Below are 22,496 nucleotides of genomic sequence, written 5' to 3'. Positions count from 1 at the left end.
ATAAGGGAGATATTTTTACGGCACGGCTGCCGCTAAATTTCATTGCGACAGGAGTAACTCTTATGAGCAAAAAATTTGCCCGCAGCAGCCTGTGCGCGCTCGGCATGACTATCATGACCGTGCAAGCCGCAGAACCACCAAAGGCCATTGGCGACGGGGAAGGCCGACTGGATATTATCGCCTGGCCGGGGTACATCGAACGCGGACAGACGGATAAAAATTATGACTGGGTTACCCAGTTTGAAAAAGAGACCGGTTGCGCGGTCAACGTTAAAACGGCGGCCACGTCCGATGAAATGGTCAGCCTGATGGCGAAGGGAGGTTACGACCTTGTCACCGCGTCAGGTGATGCCTCGCTCCGCCTGATTATGGGAAAACGCGTTCAGCCGATTAACCCGCAATTGATCCCCAACTGGAAAACCCTTGACCCGCGCATCGTGAAGGGCGAGTGGTTTAACGTGGGCGGCAAGGTCTACGGCACGCCGTATCAGTGGGGGCCCAATCTGTTGATGTACAACACCAAAACCTTCCCTACGCCGCCGGACAGCTGGAGCGTGGTCTTTACGAAGCAGGATCTGCCGGACGGTAAAACCAATCAGGGACGCGTGCAGGCATACGACGGCCCGATTTATATCGCCGATGCGGCGCTGTTCGTCAAAGCCACTCAGCCGCAGCTGGGTATTAGCGACCCGTATCAGCTCACTGAAGAACAGTATGCCGCCGTGCTCAAAGTACTTCGCGACCAGCATGCCCTGATCCACCGCTACTGGCATGACACCACCGTCCAGATGAGCGACTTCAAAAATGAAGGCGTCGTGGCCTCCAGCGCCTGGCCGTATCAGGCGAATGCCCTGAAGGGCGAGAACCAGCCCGTTGCCACCGTCTTCCCGAAAGAGGGGGTGACCGGCTGGGCGGATACCACCATGCTGCATGCGCAGGCAAAACACCCGATGTGCGCCTACAAGTGGATGAACTGGTCGCTCACGCCGAAAGTGCAGGGCGATCTGGCGGCATGGTTTGGCTCGCTGCCCGTCGTGCCTGAAGGGTGTAAGGCCAGCACGCTGCTGGGTGACAAGGGCTGTGAAACCAACGGCTATAACTATTTTGACAAAATCATGTTCTGGAAAACCCCCATCGCAGAAGGCGGAAAATATGTGCCTTACAGCCGCTGGACGCAGGATTACATCGCCATCATGGGTGGCCGTTAATCATCCGGGAGCAGAACATGACGTACGCGGTAGAGTTTAATGACGTTTCCCGTCTGTACGGCGACGTGCGGGCGGTGGATGGGGTCACCATTGCCGTTCGTGACGGAGAATTCTTCTCCATGCTGGGGCCTTCGGGTTCCGGCAAAACCACCTGCCTGCGTCTGATTGCCGGTTTTGAGCAGCTGTCAGGCGGCACGATATCTATCTTTGGCAAAGAGGCGAGCGCGCTGCCGCCGTGGGAGCGGGACGTGAACACCGTATTCCAGGATTACGCGCTGTTCCCGCATATGTCGATCCTCGATAACGTCGCCTACGGGCTGATGGTGAAAGGCGTCGACAAGAAAAAACGCCACGCGCAGGCTCGCGACGCGCTGGAAAAAGTGGGCTTAAGCTTTGCCGTCGCCCGCAAGCCTTCGGAGCTTTCCGGAGGGCAGCGCCAGCGTGTGGCCATCGCGCGGGCGCTGGTGAATGAACCGCGCGTCCTGCTGCTCGACGAGCCGTTAGGCGCGCTCGATCTCAAGCTGCGGGAGCAGATGCAGTTCGAGCTGAAGAAGCTTCAGCAGGAACTCGGCATCACCTTTATTTTCGTCACCCACGATCAGGGTGAAGCCCTCTCCATGTCGGACCGGGTGGCGGTGTTCAATAATGGACGCATCGAGCAGGTCGATACCCCGCGCGATCTCTACATGCGCCCGCGCACGCCGTTTGTCGCCGGTTTTGTCGGCACCTCGAACGTCTTCGATGCAGGCCTGGCGCATAAAGTCTGCGGCATGGAGGGCAGCTATTCCCTGCGTCCGGAACATATCCGCCTGAATGAGGGGGGTGAGGTTCAGGTGCAGGGCATCGTCCAGGCCGTTCAGTATCAGGGGGCTGCCACGCGCCTTGAGCTCAGGCTCGCCGACGGTGCCAAACTGCTGGTGAGCCAGGCCAGTCTCAGCGATTTCTCGCCGCTAAGCGGCATTGCGCCGGGGCAGGCCGTCACGGCGTCGTGGTCGCGCGAGGCGATGATTCGCCTGCAGGAGGAGAGGTGAAATGGCTATGAGTGTCGCGCACCCTCCCGCCCCGCGCGGCCGCATAAGCCGCATTACGTCACTGTTCTGGCGTAAACCGTCGCTCGGACTGTTCCTGCTTCTGCTTGCACCGCTGATGTGGTTTGGCATTGTCTATTTAGGATCGCTGCTGACCCTTTTGTGGCAGGGTTTTTACACCTTTGACGATTTCACCATGGCGGTCACGCCGGATCTGACCCTGGCGAACATACTGGCGCTCTTCAATCCGGCAAACTACGACATCATCCTGCGCACGTTAACGATGGCGATTGCGGTGACGATTGCCAGCGCAATTCTGGCGTTCCCGATGGCCTGGTACATGGCGCGATACACCCGCGGCAAGTGGAAAGCGTTTTTCTATATCGCCGTGATGCTGCCAATGTGGGCGAGCTACATCGTCAAAGCCTACGCCTGGACGCTGCTGCTGGCGAAGGACGGCGTGGCACAATGGTTCCTCAACCACCTGGGGCTGGAGCCGCTCCTGACCTCGATCCTTACGCTCCCCGCGGTAGGTGGCAACACCTTATCCACCTCCGGGCTGGGACGGTTTCTGGTCTTCGTCTATATCTGGCTGCCGTTTATGATCCTGCCCGTTCAGGCGGCGCTGGAACGGCTGCCGGCTTCGCTGCTGCAGGCCTCTGCCGATCTCGGCGCCCGCCCGCGCCAGACCTTCCGCTATGTCGTTCTGCCGCTGGCTATCCCGGGCATTGCCGCGGGCTCAATCTTCACCTTTTCCCTGACGCTGGGGGATTTCATCGTACCGCAGCTGGTCGGGCCGCCGGGGTTTTTCATCGGTAACATGGTCTACTCCCAGCAGGGGGCGATCGGCAATATGCCCATGGCCGCCGCGTTCACGCTGGTTCCCATCGTGCTGATTTCACTTTATCTGGCGTTTGTGAAGCGTCTGGGAGCATTCGATGCACTCTGAACGCGCACCGCTGTTCCTGAAAGTGGCAGCGTGGGGAGGTGTCATCTTCCTGCACTTCCCGCTGCTGATTATCGCAGTCTATGCCTTTAATACCGAAGATGCTGCCTACAGCTTTCCGCCTCAGGGGCTGACGCTGAAGTGGTTTACGGCGGCGGCGGGGCGCGGCGATATCATCGAATCGGTGACGTTGTCACTTCAGGTTGCCGCGCTATCCACCGCGATAGCCCTGGTGCTTGGCACGCTTGCTGCAGCGGCGCTCTGGCGAAGCGAGTTTTTTGGCAAGAACGCGATCTCGCTATTGCTGCTGCTGCCGATTGCGTTGCCGGGGATCATCACCGGCCTGGCGCTGCTGACAGCGTTCAAAACAATCAACCTTGAGCCGGGGTTTTTCACCATCGTGGTTGGGCACGCCACGTTTTGCGTGGTGGTGGTCTTCAATAACGTGATTGCCCGGTTCAGACGCACCTCCTGGAGTCTGGTGGAAGCGTCGATGGATCTCGGGGCCGACGGATGGCAAACCTTCCGCTATGTGGTGCTGCCCAACCTGGGCTCCGCGCTGCTGGCCGGGGGAATGCTGGCGTTTGCCCTGTCGTTTGACGAAATTATCGTCACAACCTTTACGGCGGGACACGAACGCACGTTACCGCTGTGGTTGCTCAATCAGCTAGGCCGTCCGCGCGACGTGCCGGTCACCAACGTCGTTGCACTGCTGGTGATGCTGGTAACAACCATCCCCATTCTGGGAGCCTGGTGGCTAACCCGCGACGGCGAGAACATCGCCGGCGGCGGGAAATAACATTGATTTGAACAGGACAATGCTATGCAAACACATCTGCTGATAAAGGGTGAACTGGTTGCCGGAGAGGGAGAGAAACAGTCGGTCTATAACCCGGCCACCGGAGAGGTGCTGCTGGAGATTGCTGAAGCGTCAGCGGCACAGGTCGACGCAGCGGTTCAGGCCGCCGACCGGGCTTTTGCTGAGTGGGGACAAACGACGCCGAAAACCCGCGCCGAGTGCCTGCTGAAGCTCGCGGATGCGATTGAAGCGCATGGCGAAGAGTTTGCCCGGCTTGAATCCCTCAACTGCGGCAAGCCGCTGCACTGTGCGCTGGGCGATGAAATTCCGGCAGTGGTCGACGTTTTCCGTTTCTTCGCCGGGGCGGCCCGCTGCCTGAACGGGCTGGCCGCGGGTGAGTATCTTGACGGCCACACGTCGATGATCCGCCGCGACCCGGTGGGCGTGGTTGCCTCTATCGCGCCGTGGAACTACCCGCTGATGATGGCGGCATGGAAGCTGGCGCCTGCGCTGGCGGCCGGTAACTGTGTGGTCATCAAGCCGTCTGAAATCACGCCGCTAACGGCGTTAAAGCTGGCGGAGCTGGCGAAAGATATCTTCCCGGCTGGCGTTCTCAACGTGCTGTTTGGCCGCGGGAAAACGGTGGGCGACCCACTCACCGGACATGAAAAAGTGCGCATGGTGTCGCTGACCGGTTCGATTGCCACCGGGGAGCATATCATCGGGCACACGGCGTCCTCCATTAAGCGCACCCACATGGAGCTGGGCGGTAAAGCGCCGGTTATCGTGTTCGATGACGCCGACCTGGATGCGGTTGTAGAAGGCGTGCGGACGTTTGGTTTCTACAATGCCGGGCAGGACTGTACGGCGGCCTGCCGTATCTATGCCCAGAAGGGGATCTATGCCCAACTTGTGGAAAAGCTCGGTGCCGCGGTCGCCAGCCTCAAAATGGGTGCCCCGGAGGATGAGTCTACTGAACTCGGTCCGCTCAGCTCGGCTGCCCATCTTTCACGCGTCTGTCAGGCGGTTGACGAGGCGAAAGCCCTTGGCCATATCCGCGTGGTGACGGGCGGGAGCAAAAAAGAGGGGGCGGGCTACTACTTCCAGCCAACGTTGCTGGCCGGGGCGAAACAGGACGATGCCATCGTTCAGCGAGAAGTGTTTGGACCGGTGGTGAGCGTCACCGAATTCGACGATGAAGCGCAGGTCCTGGCCTGGGCGAACGATTCGCAGTACGGCCTGGCGTCGTCGGTCTGGACGAAAGACGTGGGACGCGCCCATCGCCTGAGCGCTCGTCTGCAGTACGGCTGCACCTGGGTCAATACCCACTTTATGCTGGTGAGCGAAATGCCGCACGGCGGCATGAAATTGTCTGGCTATGGAAAGGATATGTCGGTGTACGGGCTTGAGGATTATACGGTTGTCCGGCATGTGATGATAAAACATTAGAAAATCATGCCCGGCGGTCTGCATCGCCGGGCGTTTGCTTTACCAGCCACACACCTCGTGCTCATTTTCCGTGTCGTAAGCGCGGACGGTATTCACCAGATCTTTTACCACATCTGCGGCGACGTCGGGGATGAGCAACTCCATGGGGGCCTCTGTTTCATAATCCACCGAGACGCCGTTGCTGTTGTTGGTCACGGTCACTGTGTACGTTGCTTTACCCACGCGGTTACTCCTTATGTGTATTGACTACTTTGCCGATGCCCGCACCCTGAAGCGTAACGTCAGGATCGGCAAAAAAGTCGATATTGAAATAGGTATCGTCGGTCAATAGCTCGATGCGGTGCCATTTCTCTGGCGGCGAGATGCCAAACGATCCGGCTTCAATCACCAGCTCCAGATCCGGTTCGGTCGCGTCAGCGTTCGGGAAACCGAAATAGTGCACCGCACCCTGCATCACCGACAAACGGCCATATACGCTGGCTTTCGTATTATGGTGGGTGAAAAGGGCTTTTGGCGCGGTGTCTTTGTTCCAGAATGGCGTAGAGCGGGTATGAACAAAATTCTCAGGGATACGTAGCATAAAGGTTACCTCGTAAATAAAAGCCGCTTAAAGCGACTTCAACACCTCTGGTTCGACGAAAAATTCAATATTGAACAGCGTGTCGTCGCTCATCACCTCGATGTGATGCCATTTCTCAGGGGGAAAAACACCGAAGTGGCCGGCCCTGATAATCAGTGTGCTGTCAGGCTCAGGGGCATGTTCATCAGCATAACCCAGATAGCGGACGGCACCCTGCATAACGGACAGGCGGGGATAAACGCCCGGACGGGTACCCGTGTCGAGATGACGCTGAAAGATCCCGGCGGGGGCGATTTCTTTATTCCAGAAAGGGGTAGAGCGGGTATGAATACAGCTTTGCGGAATGCGTAGCATATTGCCTCCCATGTATGTCTGCCTTTATTAGACGCCTATGCGGAAGAGAGGATTTATCAAAAAGTGCATTTAACATGCATGTTATCAATAAAGATAATGGGTGGCTCCCCCTGTTTGTAATACAAAATACTCAGTTGTTATTAGCCTTAATATTTAAGTGGTTATTATGTAATGAAAAAACTTGATCTGTATCAACATATGACGCATATTGCGTGCGGTTATTTTTTCGGCTCTGGTATACAGAATGACGTTGTATCAAAAGATGTTGGTTTTTTACGCAGTGATGGCTTCCATCTGTGCATTGATTACCTGGTTCCTTTCTAAAGACCGCAAGCGCATCCGCCTGCTTAGCGCGTTTCTGGTCGGGTCGACCTGGCCGATGAGTTTCCCCGTTGCGCTGCTGATTTCTCTTTTCTGAAGCATCCTTCCCATTTCGAAAGATGAACATAGCATTCCAGTTACGATAGCTGTATAAATACACAGTGCATCGTAAAAGGAGTGCTTATGAACAGTTTTTACTCGCAGCATGCGGGTTGCACCGTGCGCTGGCATGATTTGCCCGGCTCAGGCGATCCCGTAGTCTTTATCCACGGATTGGGCTGCGCCTCTTCCTATGAATATCCTCGCGTCGTCCGAGACCCTCAGTTTGGCGGGCGCAGAGCTATTCTCATCGATTTACCCGGCAGCGGTTACAGCGATAAGCCTGAACATTACAGCTATAAAACGACTGAACAGGCGCGCGTCGTGGCGGAGTTGATTGACCATCTTCAGCTGGATGCCTTCTGGTTATACGGTCACAGCATGGGCGGCAGCATTGCTATAGAAACGGCGGGGCTGCTGGCACCGCGCGTGAAGGGACTGATAGTGTCGGAGCCCAATTTTCACGCCGGTGGGGGGATGTTTAGCCGCGCTATTGCGGCGCAAACCGAACACCAGTTTGTGGCGCAGGGCTATAATGCCATGCTCCGTAAAGAGACCACCGCCTGGGCCGGGTGCCTGCAAAGCAATGCACCCTATGCCGTCTGGCGCGGCGCATCAAGCCTGGTCGCCGGTGTTGAGCCGGACTGGGAAGCGCAATTTCTGTCGCTGCCTTGCCCGGTGACGTTGATTTTTGGTGAGCTCTCACTGCCGGATGACGATGTGGATAATCTGAAGCTGAAGGGCGTTGAGGTCAAAATCATCCCTGCGGCGGGGCACTCCATGTCGTGGGAAAACCCGTCGGCACTGGCGCAGGCGTTAGCGGAGTGTATGGCGGCGTGATTATCGTTGCGGAATACAGGCCGGGTAAGCGCAGCGCTACCCGGCAAGAAAGGCCGCTACAGGATTAAAGCCTGCAGTGCCCGACGTGCGTCAGGCTGAACATCATGCGGGTGCTGATAATCAATGTTTTCGATTGCCCGGCTATAGAGGGCAACCAGCCAGTCATAAACGTACGCGGTGGCCGCATGAACAGGCTGCTCCCCCAGACGCGTCAGGCGCGGTGCGGCACTGCTGACGACGGGCGTAACAAAGATTGCCTGACCTTTGCGAATGCGGCTTGCGGGGCGTTCTGCTGACGGGGTCTGGTCGTAACCCAGCCAGCCAACGAAATTCCCTATCACCGCATGCAGCTGCGCCGCGCTGCTTTTATCCGCGTCGACAATGCGCTGAAGCTGTTGCGGCAGATTAAGCCGGTAGCTGGTTACCACCAGCACATCCGCGATTTGCTGCAGCACCGCGGGCTCCAGACCAAGACGGGCGGCGGTAGCTTCATTGCGGCTCCACTGGCGCAGATGATTTATCCATACTCTGTGCTCCAGGCGCGCTTTGTCTTTTGTCTGGAATCGTCCTGCGCTTTCCTGGGCGTTATCGGCGAACAGATCGATGGTGTCCGTGAACAGCCCGTTCACCTGCTCCTCGCGCGGCTGCTGAACGGCGAGCAGCGTTTCAAAGGCTTTCAGCGGCGGCAGCAGGCCCTCAAGCAGCTCGCCGTGACGGGCGGCGCTGCTTTGCAGCGTGCGCACCATGTTTTCGGCCTGAGCACGTCGTGTACCCGGTTCCTCAACCAGCGGCGCCAGATAGCTTTGCATCAGCGACGCGATCTCCTGCCGCAGCAGGTTTTTCAGCGTGCCGAGACGCTTCTGCCGCTGTGCCGGGAGCGTCGCCTGAGACAACCACTCAATGACGCGCTGCATGCTGTGGCTGTCCAGCGCCTGCAGAGTTCCCCAGCGCAGGCCTGGCTTGCCCAGCAGATGCTGTACGGCTTCATCGAGATTCTGTCGGGTAGTGAAACGAGCGTCATGCGGTGTGATCGCCCACACCAGCCCCGGCAGGGCAGACTCCTCGGCAGGCTGGGTCTCTTTAATCCAGTTAATTAACACTTTTGCTTTTTGGGCCGTCTGCTCGTGCCGCGCTGTCGCGTTGCAGATAACCAGCACATCCGGCTGGAGCTGCTGGCGGTAATGTTCAAGCAGCCACTGGCATTTAGCCTGTACTAAAGGATCGGCACTGCCGTCTTCAAAGACCGGAATATCAATGATATCAACGTTATCCAGCGCGCCATTCTCAACCGGCAAGACCAGCTCGCGGGTAAGGAAGGCAAGCACGTCGACCGGGATGCTGATAGCGTTGAGCATTTCACCGTTGTTCAGCGGATGAAGCAGCGTCTCCTGAGTTTCCTGCTGGGTTAAGGTACCGTGCGTCAGGAACCCTTCACCAGGCAGACCAAAGCTGTCCACCAGCAGGCTCAGCGGCGCAGCCAGCTCGCTCGCATGGCTGGTCTGATGCAGCACGTGGGCAAGCTTCAGCCACTGCTGGGTTAACTCCTGTTGCTCGCCCCACAGCAGCGACCAGACGCTGGCGCGGGTGCTGAGATCGAGCGATGGCACCAGCTGGGCAAACTCATGCCACAGGGCGTCATCAATTTGCTGTCTCGCGGCGGGTACCGTGCTTTGCCAGAAACGCGAAATCGCACCCACATCCTGCGCCGTGATGCCGGGCACGCTCTGCGGCTGGCGAAGGCCACGCCATTTCTCCAGACGCGTCTCAATGACAGCCTTATCCACCGCGCGCATCTGCGGGTGCAGCGTCGTGCGGGCAATAAACAGCTGTACCAGTTCGGCCTCTGTCACCAGGCTCAGACGCAGCGGAAACGCCTCATCCGCTACCTCCGGGGTGTCTCGTGTGAAGCGCACGGCCATGTTGGTCAGGGCATGCCCTGGGTTAATATGCGAAAAATAGTCAAAGGTGCGCTGGCCCGGCATCACGTTCAGGCGCCCGTTACCGCTGCCGCACAGCGACAGTAGCAGGTGCGCTTTGGCGCTTTGAGAATGGCCGTAAAGCCCAATGCTGCTCCGGCGGGTCAGGGCGCGTTCAATGGCATGCTCCCGCGCCAGCGCCGCGTTGATGCGAGCAAGCAGGGCATCAGCATCGTTATCCAGCACAGGGGCGGTCAGGCGCGTCTCATTAATCCACCCGATTAAGGCCTGAGTGGTGGTCGTGGTCGCTGTCATTTCAGGTATACGCTCCCGCTGTCGATCCAGTAGTGGCTACCGCTGTGTCGGCGATCGGCCAGGGTATTCAGTTTGAAGGTTAACGCGTCAGGTGCAACCGGCGTGCCGTCCTGCAGCCAGGCATCGCTGAGCTCGAAGGACTCAGGGCCCTCTAATTTGCTGCCGCCGCAGAGCTTAAGCCGCACGTTCAGCACGCCGTCGCCGGCAATCGCTTTTGCCAGTTCAGCCGAGTTGATGCTGAGCGTATAAAGCGGCGTGGCGGGCCAGCGCGCGTTCGCCAGCTGGCGGAAGCCGAGGGTGACGTTACCGCGCAGCGGGAATTGCAGACGGGCGTCAAGCTTCGCGCCGGGTTTATCGAGATCGATATCCTGATACCAGACGTTTTCCTCGCGCAGGGTATTGACGGTGTTATCCAGCACGCCCAGATAGCGCACGGTGGAATAGGCGCCAATGTCCGCGGCCTTAAAGTTAAAGCGCGGCAGACGCAGATCGAGCGCCAGGCTGCAGAGCATGGCCCCCACCGCGGCGGTCGATTTCGGGTTGCCTATGCGCCCCTGCTGGCTGAAGGGATACCACTCGTGAACTTGATATTTATCCAGCCAGACGATGCGGTTGACCGGCACCGGCTGTAGATGCCGAATCAGCGCCTGAACGCCAGGCAGGCAGCCCGGGCGCCCGGTGATCAGCAGAATATCGCAGCTGTAATGGGAAATCGCTTCACACACCGCGTGGAGCGGTGAGGTCAGCGTAAATTGACCGGCCAGCATTGCATCCTGCATTTCGCGGAAGTTCACGTGCAGCGGCACGGCGAACAGGTCGAACGCCTCTGAGCCCGCCGGCAGGGCATGATCGATTGCCTGCTGAAGATAGTTCATCACGTTGCGGGTTGGTTTCTGCGCAAGGAGCTCGCCAAAGGTGGCATGCAGGCCCGCCAGCGGATCGTTAATATCGCTGGCTTCCCACGCGGAAAGAATGGCGTGGCCAATCGGCATAAAGAGCTGAAGCGCCGTTTGCTGGCGCAGTACCGCCTGGGTATCAATACGCCCGGAGTCGCCGAACAGCGACGCCATCAGCAGTGAGGCGTCCGCAATGCCGGATTTCTGCAGCTGCGTTTGCAGGGCGGGCAGGACATAGCGCTGAATCACGTCCAGCAGGGTATCGTCGCCCGCCACCTTGAACCCTTCGCGGAACAGCAGTTGCGGGGTGATTTTGACGTTATTACCGGAGCCGTCATCAAGCTGGTAGTGGGTTATTGCCATATCCGTGGTGCCACCGCCGATGTCGATAGACGCGACGCGTAATGCGCGGCCCGGCTGCACGCCTGGCTCAGGTTCACGATCCGTGCGGGCGAGGGAGGCGAAAAAGGCTTCCGTCTGGCCGCCAAAACGGGAAATCGCTTCGTTATACAGCCAGACCAACTGACCGCAGCTGGCTTCATCCCACTCCATCTGAATCTCAGGGACCGGCACCACGCTTTTTTCCTGCTGCTTGCGGGTGGCAAAATCTTCATCCTGCGGGTGCCAGCCCATCGCTTTCCAGACGATGGCAATGGCTTCAAACATGCGGCGACGGAAAATCTCGCGCTCCTGCTTCGGCATGGCCGAGGGCAGGGTCAGGATCAGGGTGCGCAGCTGGCGCGGCGAGGCCGGGAAGCCCAGGCGCAGGCGGGTGGCGACGCTGTTGATCTGGCCCAGCGCCTGCGCCAGCAGCTCGCACAGCATGTGCGTCATCAGCGTGCTGCGGCTGTACTGCGGCGAAAAGACCGGCAGCCGCTCGTCCTGCGGCAGCGTAAACAGCGGCTCACCGTCATCGTTCATCAGGTTCATCAGCGGAAACGCCGTGGCGAGCGGTTCACGCTGGGTTTTGCCGTTCATCTGGCTAAAGCGCCAGTCCTGCACGACAGGCGTTTCATCCCACAGGTAGCGGCGCGGGCTGGAGATGCCGCTGTTACCTTCGGTTCCCAGGCGCTGCATCGCCAGCTTGCGGGCTTCATCGCCCACGCGAACAATCGACGGCCAGACAAACGCATCTTCGCGACCGCTTTCCACCGAGAAGTGCTGTTTGCCAAAACGCGCTTCGGAGAATTCAAGACGGCTGGTAAAGAGAGGCTCGTTCAGGAACTGCGGCTCGCTTAACGAACGAACCTGCAGCTCGGCGGTCTGCCGGAGCCCGTCGTTTGCATCACCGTGGTCTTCGATAATGATGCCGCAGGTGTGGGTGTTGCCCACGTCGAGGATCAGGTCGACAGGAATGGCAGGCGTGCTGAGCGTATGGGTGACAAATTTCACTTCCGGCACGGTGAGCTGTTCACCGAGCATGGTCAGCAGGTTGAGCCAGTGGGCCTGGTATTCGAAGCTGCGCATCGCCTGCTGCAGGTCGCGTTCAGAGCGGTTTTCAACGCCGTCGGCATACTGAGTAAATGCCTCGCGCAGCCAGCCGTCAATCCAGGTCTGGTCGAGGAAGCTTTCTACCTCACTGTCGCGCCACGCCAGCGCAAAGCGGGTTCCATTCAGAATATCGTTTTCAACCGGCGACAGGGCGGAAGTGGCATGCTCCGCGATCTGGCTGTCGAGCGCGAGGGTGACGCGGTGCGAGTTGCCTGCCGTGTCGGGCTTCTCGAGCTTGCGCACCTGAACGCGCGCCCAGTTATCCGGTCCTTCCACAAAGGTTCGCGGTGGATTGAAGCGCAGGAACGGCACGGGAAGCCAGACGCCGTCCAGCACGGCAAGGGACTGATGCAGCGGAATGGTGGTTTCCGGTTTAACCACTTCAGGCTGACCGCCGTTCGTCCCCGGCAGGGTATAGCGCCCGTTCACCAGGTCGAAATCGAGTCGCAAAAGGGGGCCGTTCGCGGTTTTACGTACGAAGCGTCCGTTGCTGGCGGTGTCCTGCGGCGTCAGGCCGAAATCCAGGAACTGCACGCCGCTGTTGGCAATAAGCGTGACGCTTTGTTTATAGTCGCAAAGATTTACCAGCATAGGATCAGGCACCTGCTTTCTTGAACGTCAGTGGGACGACGGTGTTGGCATCGTAGCGAGCGCGACATTCTGCGATATCGCTGGCCCCGGCTTTACAGGCGACTTCCGGCATCGGATAGCGGGAACCGTCGGTGCAGCGGGCATTGCCGCGACTTTTAATCATCAGCTCGCCATTGCTGTGCAGCCCGGAGAAAATCTCCGCGCGGCAGACAATGTTGTCGCCGTGCACGACGCGGGCGAAACCTTTATTGTTCTGGATTTGATAGCGCATTGAGGGCGGCTTGCCGGTGACCGGATCTTTCACGTCGAGAACCGCGCGCCAGGTACCGTTCAGGAAGCGCGTCGACCCGGCTTTCACCTGACCGGCTTCCATCACCATGGCATCTTTCGGGATCGGAACAATTACCACCGGTGCGGCTTCAGGTGCAGGAGCGGGTTCTTTTTCTTTACTGGCGACGACCTCAGCCTGATGCAGGGGGAGATTCATAGCCAGCGGCTCTACCGCTTTGATCGGCTGCGGTGCAATAGCCACGGGCTCAGGAGCCGGTGCCGGAGCGGGCTCTGCCGAAGGGGCCTGTTTTGGCCACAGCAGCGGCGCGGCAACGGCTGCCACAATCACGGCGGCAACCGGCAGGGTCCACAGGGGAACGCGACGTTTTTTCGTGACGGCAACAGGCGCAGGTTCCTGAGCGGGTTGCGCAACAACCTGCGCGGGTTCCGGCTCATACAGTTCTTCCGGCGTAATACGCACGGCGGTGACGGGCGCAATCAGCGGCTCGTCTGCTTTTTTAAAGGTGATGGCCGGTTCGGGCGCGGGTTCTGGCTCGGGCTCTTCAATCACAACGGGGGCAGGCTCGGGGATCAACGCTTCACGCAGGCAGTCGAGGACATCGTCACGCGCATTTTCGTTCAGGTTTACAAAACCCCAGAAGCAAATAATCGGCTTTCCTGCGACCAGGAAAACAAAATTCTCGCCGGGAAACTGAAACGCTTTCGACAGCAGCGAGCCGAAAAGCTGCTGCGCGGTTTTGGGCGACTGGAGGCATTTCTTGCTTAACGACTCAACGCTGGCAAGCGTGTTTTCCAGATAGCGCAGGGCGCGGTAGCGGTCGTCTTCACTGGCCGCCTTCCAGCTGGTGACGCTTCCCTCAACGGGGGAATACCAGTCCACGCGGTCGCCGCTGTCGTTGACCTGAGGAATAGCCAGACAGTCCACTATGGCCTGCTGTTTGCGCAATCGAAGCGCTTCCCGGATTTGTAACGCTGATTCAAAAACGGCCTGTCCGCCGCCGCCAACGGCCTGAAAATCATCCAGATTACCGCTGCGTAAAAGAGTTTTTGCCACGATTTGATCCCATATACTTCTTCACACCGTTACTTTAACGAAACGAGGAAGCAAACAAACGGAGGAAGAGACGCTAAAAGCGCCGATTTCTTGCGGCATAGATCGTGACGGTTGTGCTTGACGAATAAAGTCACTTAAGGCAAATCACCTTTTTCTGCACTGGCGGCAAAACCGGCAAAAAACGCGGCTTTAGAATAACCTGATAGTGTTTCGTTATTTGCCAGGTGATAAGGGCTGTGCTGTTATTACTGACCTATATAATAAAACTGTCAGGGTTATAACTATGTCTACAGGGAAAACGCTGCTCGCCCTTGCGCTGAGCGCTCTTTTACCAGCCGGTGCCGCATGTGCGGCAAATAACGACACCCTTATTTACTGCTCCGAGGCATCGCCAGAGTCGTTCAACCCGCAAATCGCCAGCTCTGGCCCGTCGTTCGTGGCCAGCTCTCAGGTTCTGTACAACCGCCTGATCAATTTCGACCCGGTGAAAAATACCCCGGTCCCGTCACTGGCGGAATCCTGGACGATTTCACCGGACGGCAAGACCTATACCTTTGCCCTGCGCAAAGGGGTGAAGTTCAACAGCAACAAATACTTCAAGCCGACGCGCGACTTTAACGCCGATGACGTTATTTTCTCGGTGATGCGTCAGAAAGACCCTAAGCACCCGTACCATAATGTGTCCCAGGGCAACTACGAATACTTCAACGATGTCGGGCTCGATAAGCTGATTCAGGACGTTAAAAAGGTCGACGATTATCACGTTCAGTTCACCCTGAGTGAACCCAACGCCGCGTTCCTGGCCGACTGGGGAATGGATTTCGCGTCGATCCTTTCCGCCGAATACGCCGATGTGATGCTGAAAAAAGGCACGCCTGAGAACGTAGACACCTGGCCTATCGGCACCGGGCCCTATGTGCTCCAGCAGTACAAGGTGGACTCGCTGATCCGCTACGTCGCTAATCCGAACTACTGGGATGGCGAGGTGCCGACCAAACATCTTATCTTCTCCATCACGCCAAACGTGGAAACCCGCCTGGCGAAATTGCAGACCAACGAGTGTCAGATTATTCCTGCGCCGTCTCCGGTTCAGTTTGACGTGATTAAAAAGAACAAAGACCTGACGCTGCACTCTGTCGATGCGCTGAACGTCGGCTATCTGGCGTTTAACACCGAGAAAAAGCCGTTCGATAACGTGCTGGTGCGTCAGGCGCTGAACTACGCGACCGACAAGAAGGCTATCGTTAATGCGGTCTTTATGGGCTCCGGTACGGTGGCTAAATCGCCGATCCCGCCAAATATGCTGGGCTTTAATAAAGATCTGCAGGACTACAGCTACGATCCTGATAAAGCAAAAGCGCTGCTGAAGCAGGCCGGGCTGGAGAAGGGCGCAGAGGTCACGCTGTGGTCAATGCCGGTTCAGCGTCCGTATAACCCTAACTCGCGTCGTATCGCGGAGATGATCCAGAGCGACTGGGCGAAAGTCGGCGTGAAGGCCAAAATCGTCTCTTACGAGTGGGGCGAATACCTCTCCGGGATGCGCAAAGGAGAGCACGACTCCGCGCTGTTCGGCTGGATGTCCGATAACGGCGACCCGGACAACTTCGCCGATGTGCTGCTGGGCTGCAACAGCATTAAAACCGGATCAAACGCCGCGCGCTGGTGCGATAAGGGTTATGATGCCCTGGTGCAAAAAGCGAAGCTGACCAGCGATCCGGCCGAGCGTGCGAAACTGTACGGCCAGGCGCAGGAGATTTTCTACCAGCAGGCACCGTGGATCGCGCTGGCAAACGGCAAAACGTTCTTTGCAACCCGCAGCAACGTGACCGGATACAGCGTGAGCCTGATGGGCAGCGATTTCTCTAAAGCGAAGCTGAACTAAGCATTTATTGCCGGGTAAGGCGTAAGCCGCCACCCGGCAAAAACAAGGAGTGACAATGTCACATTTAAACGAAGTTACCGCCCGCGTGGATGCCGCCATCGAAGAGAGCGTCATCGCCCACATGAACGAACTGCTGATTGCATTGAGCGATGATGCCGATCTCAGCCGTGAAGACCGTTACGCCCAACAGCAGCGTCTGCGTACCGCGATTTCGCACCACGGTAAGCAGCACAAAGAGGAGATGGACGCACGCCAGGAACAGCTGACCAAGGGCGGCACCATACTGTAATCAAAACTGGCGTCGCGCTACCAGCCAGGCCCCGACGACCAGCATCACCGCGCCGCATACCGGGCCGATCAGCGCGCGCAGGGGAATGCCGTGGCTTCTCAGCACGTCAAGGACCAGCCCGCCAATCAACTGGCTTGCGACCAGCACCGCGATGGTCGTTGCCGCGCCCACGTTCTGGTAGCCGCTGATGCTGGCAAACACAAAAAACGACCCCAGGAGCCCCGGGATCAGCGTCCACCAGCGCACCGTTGCGGCCAGCTCACTGAACCCGGCGAAGCCCTGCTTCAGCAGCAGAATGCTGACAAACAGCACAATGCCGACCAGGGAGTTCAGCAGCATTGCGATAAGAATGGTGGAGGAGGACTGGGTGATACGCACCATTAAGGTGTTTTGCACCACCAGACCGATCCCCGCCGCCACCAGGAACGCCAGCGTCAGCGACTGATTCATGGGATTGCGTCCGGGTCGCTGCGCTCGTCCAGCTGCAGCTGCATAAAGGTTAAGTCCAGCCAGCGGCCAAACTTGGTTCCCACCTGCGGCATCTGCCCCGTGGTCACAAAACCGAGCGTTTCGTGGAGGTGAATCGAGGCCTTATTTTGCGCTTCAATGCCGGCCACCATCACGTGTTTGCCGATGGCGCGGGCCTCATTGATCAGCGCTTTCATTAACGTGCGGCCAATGCCTTTACCCTGATGCTCCGGATGGACATACACCGAATGCTCAACCGTGTGACGAAAGCCGTCGAAGGCGCGCCAGTCGCCGAAAGAGGCGTACCCGGTAACCACACCATTTTCCTCAGCCACCAGAACCGGGTAACCCGCAAGCGTGCGGGCCTCGAACCAGGCGATTCGGTTATCGGTATCAACGGTTTTATCGTTCCAGATCGCGGCAGTATGCAGCACCGCATGGTTATAGATCTCTCCTATCGCAGCGCAGTCTTCTTTACAGGCGTGACGAACGATCATGATTAAACCTCTGTATGTTGTTTACTATAGTATTACGCTATAGATATGATATTACACAACTGTATCGTCAGAGCGCTACGTGAGAATGATTATGAGCCCCATTGAAACGGCGTTTATACGCTTTAGTATGATGTTATGAACACAATAACAGACACAATGAATCAGCGTATTAGCGCCAGAATTCGCCTCGAACGTGAATCACGCGGCTGGTCTCTTAGCGAGCTGGCCGAGCGGGCAGGCGTATCTCGCGCCATGATCCACAAGATAGAGCGCGGCGACAGCAGCCCGACGGCAACCTTGCTTGCCCGTCTGTCAGGCGCGTTTGGGATCAGCATGTCGACCCTGATAGCCAGAGCCGAGATGCAGGAGGGAAAACTCCTGCGCCTGGCGAACCAGCCCGTCTGGCGCGATCCGCAAACCCACTACCTTCGTCGCCACGTTTCTCCCCGTACCGATCTGCCTATCGACCTCGTTCAGATTGAGCTGCCCGCGGGGAGCGACGTCCCGATGCCGGCGTCCTCCTACGCGCTCGCGCGGCAGCTGATCTGGCTGCAGTCCGGCGAGCTGGTATTTCAGGAGGGCGATACTCGCCACGAGATGAAGGCCGGAGACTGTCTGGAGCTGGGGCCGCCAAACGACTGCCGTTTTATCAACGAGACGAACGAAACCTGCATCTATCTTGTGGTCCGGCTTAACCAGTCTGCCTCGTAATGTTAAGGCGATAATGCCGATCGTGAGCCAGGCTGTAATGACATTTGTACCAGAAGGAGAATCCGATGAATCAATCTGTTTCGCAAAACCGCCGCTGGGTGCTGGCCTCTCGCCCACAGGGCGCGCCGGTGGCGGAGAATTTTCGTCTGGAAGAGCAGCCCGTTCCTGCACCTCAGGCGGGGCAACTGCTGCTTCGCACCGTATGGCTGTCGCTGGACCCTTACATGCGGGGCCGCATGAGCGATGCGCCATCCTATTCTCCGCCGGTTGAGATTGGTGCGGTGATGGTAGGGGGAACAGTTAGCCGCGTTGAGCAGTCAAACCACCCCGACTTTAAAGCGGGTGAATGGGTGCTGAGCTACAGCGGCTGGCAGGAGTACGCGCTTTCGGACGGCAGCGGCCTGGTCAAGCTGGGCGATAATCCCACCCATCCCTCCTGGGCGCTGGGCATTCTTGGGATGCCGGGCTTTACCGCCTATATGGGGTTGCTGGATATCGGACAACCGCAAGCGGGTGAAACGCTGGTGGTCGCCGCCGCGACGGGCCCGGTTGGGGCGACCGTCGGGCAGATCGGTAAAATTAAAGGCTGCCGCGTGGTCGGGGTAGCCGGTGGGGCAGAAAAATGCCGCCACGCCGTTGAGGTTCTTGGATTTGACGTGTGTCTCGATCACCACGCGGCGGATTTCGCTGAGCAGCTGAAACGCGCCTGCCCGAAAGGCATTGATGTCTACTTTGAAAACGTCGGCGGGAAAGTATTTGACGCCGTGCTGCCGCTGCTGAATACCTCCGCGCGCGTGCCGGTGTGTGGCCTGGTGAGCGGCTACAATGCTACGGGCTTGCCTGAGGGGCCAGACCGTTTGCCGCTTCTGATGGGCACTATTCTGAAGAAACGCATCCGGATGCAGGGCTTTATCATTGCCCAGGACTACGGCCACCGCATTCATGAGTTTCAGGAAGAGATGGGGCGCTGGGTGCAGGAGGGTAAAATTCACTATCGTGAACAGGTGACGGACGGGCTGGAAAACGCGCCTGAAGCGCTGATTGGCCTGCTGGAAGGAAAAAACTTCGGTAAAGTCGTGATTCGCGTCGCGGGTGACAATAAATAAAAGGCACTATGGCGGGGTTTCCCGCCATATTTATTTGTGAAGATACGATATATTGTCTTTAATTAACGGACATGGCTTTTCGCGCCATCATCCCGGATGAGCCCGAAACCGATAAAAAAAACACATTTTGCATTTTTTGCTGTTTTACGTACTTCCCACCACCAGGCATGACGATACAGGATATATCGGACCAGCGTCGTTTTATTAAAACTGGCGTTTAAAAATAGCATTAAGTTTTAGCTACAGGAATTGAACATGCTTGATTTGGATCACTTAGAAAAAGCCCAAAGGATCAGTCTTACCATGCAAGTTGAACTCAGTTTGAAAGGAGCGTTAATTACAGGCTCCCTTAAACCGGGTGCACGACTGATTACGAAAGAGATCGCCGATAAATTAGGAACCAGCATTACCCCAGTGCGCGAGGCGCTACTGCGTCTGGTGTCAGCAGGGGCATTACATGCCACGCCGGCACAGGCATTTCTGGTGCCGGAGGTGACGCTGGACCGTTATAACGAAATCAACGCTATTCGCAAGCAGCTTGAACCCATGGCGGTTGCCGCAGCCTGTCAGAATATGTCTGACCAAAAGATCGAGACGTTGCGCAAATTGTCGGAAGCGTTTCATGAGGCCATGCGCAACGGGAACGTTCAGCAGGCATTGCAGGCAAATCGCATCTTCCGCTTTACGCTTTATCAGTACGCGGAAATGCCCACGCTGAATGCATTAATTGAACAGCTTTGGGTGCGCATCGGGCCTTGCATTAACTATCTGCACCAGGAGCTTAATGACATTAAGGAAGCGACGTATCACTATGACGAACTGCTTTCAGCCCTGGAACGCCGGGATGTCGACGCCAGCCAGAAGGCGATTGAAAAATCGATTGATGAAGCGAATACGCTTTTACAGCGACAATATTTTAACTGAGAGATAATTTAACAGAGCGACTATATACCGCGTCTATTTATTTATCTGGTGAATAACTCCTGATGGCATTTTGCCATCAGGATCGTTATTTTCGGTATAAAATAAACTTTACTTATTTGTTACTCGAATCGATAAGACACCGACAGACCCACACCGTAGTTACGGCCAGGCGCTGGCTCGTAATAACGCCCGTTGGATTCGTTGACAATAACCGAGCCAACGTACTCTTTGTCGAACAGGTTATCTACGCGGCCAAAGACGTCCATTCCCCAGTTGCCGTAGTTGAATTTATACCCGGTATTCAGCCCGACCACCGTGTACGATGGCGCTTTCGCCGTGTTCTCGTCGTCGGCCATGATATCGCTCATGTAGCGCACGTCCGAGCCCGCGTACCAGCCTTCTTCAGGCTGCCAGCCAAACGACGCATAGCCCATATTGCGGGCAATGCCAGGCATACGATTGCCGTTACAGTCCGCGTCGCCGCAGACGTTGGTTCGGTAGGTGGCATCAAGGTAGGTCCACGCCATTTTCAGCTTCCAGTTCTCGGCAAACTGCTGATCGAGAGACACTTCAACTCCCTGACGGCGGGTCTTTCCGGCATTTTTATAGCTTGTGCGGCCACCAGAGCTGGCATCCACCACGATCTCGTCATCCGTATCGGTGCGGAACAGCGCTGCCGTCAGCAGGCCATTGCCAATGCGGGTTTTGCTGCCCACCTCATACGTGTTGTTCGTGGAAGGCTGCAGGCCGATATTCAGGCCGCCCTGGTTATCGGCGCGATACGAAAGCTCGTTGATGGTTGGCGTTTCGAACCCACGCCCTGCGGCAGCGTAGAGGTTCCACGCGTCCGTCACCGCATACTTCACGGAGCCCGCCGGGAGCCACTTGTGATAGCTCGCGTCACCGCTGTCGTCGCCGTTGCCCGGCGTAACGTAATGGTCGTTAGAATCAAACCAGACCGAGCTATAACGCACGCCCGCATCAACGGACAGTTTCTGCGTCAGCTGCCAGCTGGTCTGCAGGTAAGGGTCGACGTTCCACATCAGGTTACGTTCGTTCCGGCGTTTATCACCCTTCACGCCGTAATCCGGCACGCCGTTATTCATCACAAAGTTCTCGTACCCGCGACGATCTTCACTCATGTTTTCATAGTTCAGACCGGTGGTGAAGGTGACCGGCACCAGCAGCTCGCCGCGGTGCGTCCAGCGGGTATCAACCCCCTGATAATGACGCTGCATATCGATCACGCCGCCGGAGTGAGAAGGCCTCAGCTGCGGCTGGTAGGGAATCGACTGGTACTGGGTCATTTCACGCTCGCCGGCGTACATCATCACGCTGAGATCGTCCTGAGCGCTAAGCTGGCGGTCGTAGCGCAGCCCCGCCTGAGTCTGCTTGATGGTCTTGCGCGTGTTGTACTGATCGCCGCGCGGGGACTGACGCGGGTTATCCTGCCACTCCTGATAGCTCAGCCCGCCCGGATCGTTGGCTTTCATATCCACGCTGTTAAAAATCAGCGTCAGCTTGCTGGCATCGTCAATGCGTACGCCCAGTTTGGCATTAGCGAGATTCTTCCGCGCGCCGCTGTGGTCGCGGTAGCCTTTAGTGGTGAAGCGGGTGGTGGATACGGTGTAATCCACGTCCCCGGAATGGGTGCCATCGCCCATTGCGCCGGTGGCTTTCATGCCGTAGCGCCATGTCCCGTAACTGCCGTAATAGCTGCTTGCCTCGATGGTCGGCGGCTGCTGCCCGGTTTGCGTATTGATGTTAATCACGCCGCCAGAGGCGTTGCCATACAGGGCGGAGAAGGGACCGCGCAGCACCTCAACGCTGTCAATGCTGGAGAGATCGATGTTGGAGGTCTGGCCCTGTCCGTCCGGCATGGTGGCTGGAATACCGTCGACGTACATGCGAATGCCGCGCACGCCAAACGTTGAGCGAGCACCAAACCCGCGCATCGAAAGCTGGAGATCCTGAGCATAGTTCTGACGGTTCTGAATCTGTAGTCCCGGAACGCTGCCAAGCGATTCGGAGAGATTAATGCGCGGCGCAGCGTGGCGCATATCCTCGCCATTCACGACGCTGACCGCCGCCGGAGTATCAAGCTCTGATACGGTTTGCGGCGTGGCGCTGACGATCATGGTCTGTTCCTCTGCGCTCATCGCGCTTAGAGGCGCAAAAACAACGGGAACCAGCAGCAGCGGGAGAGATGCCTTACGGGCAGATATGATTTTCATGAGTAAAACCGGTTGTGATGTATAAACGAACCAAATGGAACATGTCCATATATGTTAAAGGTTTTGTAAATGTTTTGAAAACTATAACCGCACATTGCGTTAATGAAAGGCAATAGGGAAAAGAAAAACTCCACTTTTAACTTATTAATGATTACTATTCTCATTATCAAAACGGCAATGCCATGACGTTGCCAGCCGGAAGCGATG

The 22,496-nt window shown here is 57.4% G+C and carries 21 protein-coding genes; 12 read left to right on the top strand and 9 right to left on the bottom strand.

The genetic code is table 11. The features are described 5' to 3' along the window. The first annotated feature begins 62 nt into the window (after positions 1-62). From ydcS to patD, 5 genes are read left to right on the top strand one after another with little or no spacing between them, the layout of a single operon-like run. Positions 63-1,208, top strand: coding sequence for a putative ABC transporter substrate-binding protein YdcS (gene ydcS / locus IM294_RS02975; RefSeq protein ID WP_126818141.1), 1,146 nt, complete (start codon positions 63-65; stop codon positions 1,206-1,208). A gap of 17 nt (positions 1,209-1,225) precedes the next feature. Further along, on the top strand, positions 1,226-2,239 hold the full coding sequence (locus IM294_RS02970; protein WP_126818140.1) for an ABC transporter ATP-binding protein: 1,014 nt from the start codon (positions 1,226-1,228) through the stop codon (positions 2,237-2,239). A gap of 1 nt (position 2,240) precedes the next feature. Beyond that, positions 2,241-3,185, top strand: a complete 945-nt coding sequence (locus tag IM294_RS02965; RefSeq protein ID WP_041909766.1) for an ABC transporter permease — start codon at positions 2,241-2,243, stop codon at positions 3,183-3,185. Next, positions 3,175-3,981, top strand: coding sequence for an ABC transporter permease (locus IM294_RS02960; RefSeq protein WP_041909768.1), 807 nt, complete (start codon positions 3,175-3,177; stop codon positions 3,979-3,981). The genes IM294_RS02965 and IM294_RS02960 overlap by 11 nt, the downstream gene beginning before the upstream one ends. Before the next feature lie 24 nt (positions 3,982-4,005). Beyond that, entirely contained in the window at positions 4,006-5,430 is a 1,425-nt protein-coding gene (patD, locus tag IM294_RS02955) for an aminobutyraldehyde dehydrogenase (RefSeq protein ID WP_126818139.1), read from the top strand. Between the two features lie 39 nt (positions 5,431-5,469). On the opposite strand, the gene IM294_RS02950 is transcribed toward patD, so the two are convergent. The 3 genes from IM294_RS02950 to IM294_RS02940 are packed head-to-tail and all read right to left on the bottom strand — an operon-like array spanning position 5,470 to position 6,364. After that, on the bottom strand, positions 5,470-5,652 hold the full coding sequence (locus IM294_RS02950) for a DUF1869 domain-containing protein (protein WP_003856955.1): 183 nt from the start codon (positions 5,650-5,652) through the stop codon (positions 5,470-5,472). 4 nt (positions 5,653-5,656) lie between these two features. Beyond that, positions 5,657-6,010, bottom strand: coding sequence for a DUF1971 domain-containing protein (locus IM294_RS02945; protein ID WP_126818138.1), 354 nt, complete (start codon positions 6,008-6,010; stop codon positions 5,657-5,659). Positions 6,011-6,037: 27 nt separating this feature from the next. Then, on the bottom strand, positions 6,038-6,364 hold the full coding sequence (locus IM294_RS02940) for a DUF1971 domain-containing protein (protein ID WP_126818137.1): 327 nt from the start codon (positions 6,362-6,364) through the stop codon (positions 6,038-6,040). 244 nt (positions 6,365-6,608) lie between these two features. On the opposite strand from IM294_RS02940, the gene IM294_RS02935 reads away from it, so the two are divergent. Together IM294_RS02935 and IM294_RS02930 are read left to right on the top strand one after the other, a co-directional pair. Continuing rightward, complete coding sequence (locus IM294_RS02935; protein ID WP_014883956.1) at positions 6,609-6,782, top strand: GhoT/OrtT family toxin; 174 nt, start codon at positions 6,609-6,611, stop codon at positions 6,780-6,782. An 86-nt stretch (positions 6,783-6,868) separates the two neighbouring features. Continuing rightward, positions 6,869-7,624: an alpha/beta fold hydrolase gene (locus tag IM294_RS02930; RefSeq protein WP_048959044.1), complete on the top strand. Its 756-nt coding sequence runs from the start codon at positions 6,869-6,871 to the stop codon at positions 7,622-7,624. A 56-nt stretch (positions 7,625-7,680) separates the two neighbouring features. Here IM294_RS02930 and IM294_RS02925 read toward each other — a convergent pair whose 3' ends face one another. From IM294_RS02925 to IM294_RS02915, 3 genes are read right to left on the bottom strand one after another with little or no spacing between them, the layout of a single operon-like run. Next, positions 7,681-9,855, bottom strand: coding sequence for a virulence factor SrfC family protein (locus IM294_RS02925; RefSeq protein ID WP_126818136.1), 2,175 nt, complete (start codon positions 9,853-9,855; stop codon positions 7,681-7,683). Continuing rightward, complete coding sequence (locus IM294_RS02920) at positions 9,852-12,833, bottom strand: virulence factor SrfB (RefSeq protein WP_193360299.1); 2,982 nt, start codon at positions 12,831-12,833, stop codon at positions 9,852-9,854. Before IM294_RS02920 ends, IM294_RS02925 begins: the two co-directional genes overlap by 4 nt. Before the next feature lie 4 nt (positions 12,834-12,837). Then, the gene (locus tag IM294_RS02915; RefSeq protein ID WP_126818134.1) at positions 12,838-14,178 is read right to left on the bottom strand and encodes an SrfA family protein; all 1,341 of its coding nucleotides are present in this window, start codon (positions 14,176-14,178) and stop codon (positions 12,838-12,840) included. 283 nt (positions 14,179-14,461) lie between these two features. Between IM294_RS02915 and IM294_RS02910 the strand changes: the two genes are divergently transcribed. Beyond that, positions 14,462-16,060: an ABC transporter substrate-binding protein gene (locus IM294_RS02910; RefSeq protein ID WP_126818133.1), complete on the top strand. Its 1,599-nt coding sequence runs from the start codon at positions 14,462-14,464 to the stop codon at positions 16,058-16,060. Between the two features lie 55 nt (positions 16,061-16,115). Then, positions 16,116-16,349: a YdcY family protein gene (locus tag IM294_RS02905; RefSeq protein ID WP_049136473.1), complete on the top strand. Its 234-nt coding sequence runs from the start codon at positions 16,116-16,118 to the stop codon at positions 16,347-16,349. Here the strand turns inward: IM294_RS02905 and IM294_RS02900 are convergent, their stop codons facing one another. Both IM294_RS02900 and IM294_RS02895 read right to left on the bottom strand, forming a co-directional pair. Beyond that, the gene (locus tag IM294_RS02900) at positions 16,350-16,799 is read right to left on the bottom strand and encodes a DMT family transporter (RefSeq protein WP_028013294.1); all 450 of its coding nucleotides are present in this window, start codon (positions 16,797-16,799) and stop codon (positions 16,350-16,352) included. After that, the gene (locus tag IM294_RS02895; RefSeq protein ID WP_045260624.1) at positions 16,796-17,314 is read right to left on the bottom strand and encodes a GNAT family N-acetyltransferase; all 519 of its coding nucleotides are present in this window, start codon (positions 17,312-17,314) and stop codon (positions 16,796-16,798) included. Before IM294_RS02895 ends, IM294_RS02900 begins: the two co-directional genes overlap by 4 nt. 135 nt (positions 17,315-17,449) lie before the next feature. Here IM294_RS02895 and IM294_RS02890 point away from each other — a divergent pair, with 135 nt between their 5' ends. The 3 genes from IM294_RS02890 to IM294_RS02880 all read left to right on the top strand — a co-directional run bounded on the left by IM294_RS02890 (position 17,450) and on the right by IM294_RS02880 (position 20,055). After that, positions 17,450-18,025, top strand: a complete 576-nt coding sequence (locus tag IM294_RS02890) for an XRE family transcriptional regulator (RefSeq protein ID WP_028013292.1) — start codon at positions 17,450-17,452, stop codon at positions 18,023-18,025. Positions 18,026-18,090: 65 nt separating this feature from the next. Beyond that, positions 18,091-19,131 (top strand): NADP-dependent oxidoreductase, encoded by a 1,041-nt coding sequence (locus tag IM294_RS02885; RefSeq protein ID WP_049136469.1) that lies wholly within the window; start codon positions 18,091-18,093, stop codon positions 19,129-19,131. Positions 19,132-19,386: 255 nt separating this feature from the next. Continuing rightward, positions 19,387-20,055, top strand: a complete 669-nt coding sequence (locus tag IM294_RS02880; RefSeq protein WP_028013290.1) for a GntR family transcriptional regulator — start codon at positions 19,387-19,389, stop codon at positions 20,053-20,055. Between the two features lie 119 nt (positions 20,056-20,174). Here the strand turns inward: IM294_RS02880 and pqqU are convergent, their stop codons facing one another. Next, entirely contained in the window at positions 20,175-22,289 is a 2,115-nt protein-coding gene (gene pqqU / locus IM294_RS02875; RefSeq protein WP_126818132.1) for a TonB-dependent receptor PqqU, read from the bottom strand. Positions 22,290-22,496: the final 207 nt, after the last annotated feature.

The sequence above is a fragment of the Enterobacter cloacae complex sp. P43RS genome (genome assembly GCF_014930585.1).
In the GTDB taxonomy this organism is placed as follows: Bacteria; Pseudomonadota; Gammaproteobacteria; order Enterobacterales; family Enterobacteriaceae; genus Enterobacter; species Enterobacter bugandensis.
Note: the sequence above shows the minus strand (reverse complement) of the source record. Positions and strands in the feature narration are given on the sequence as shown.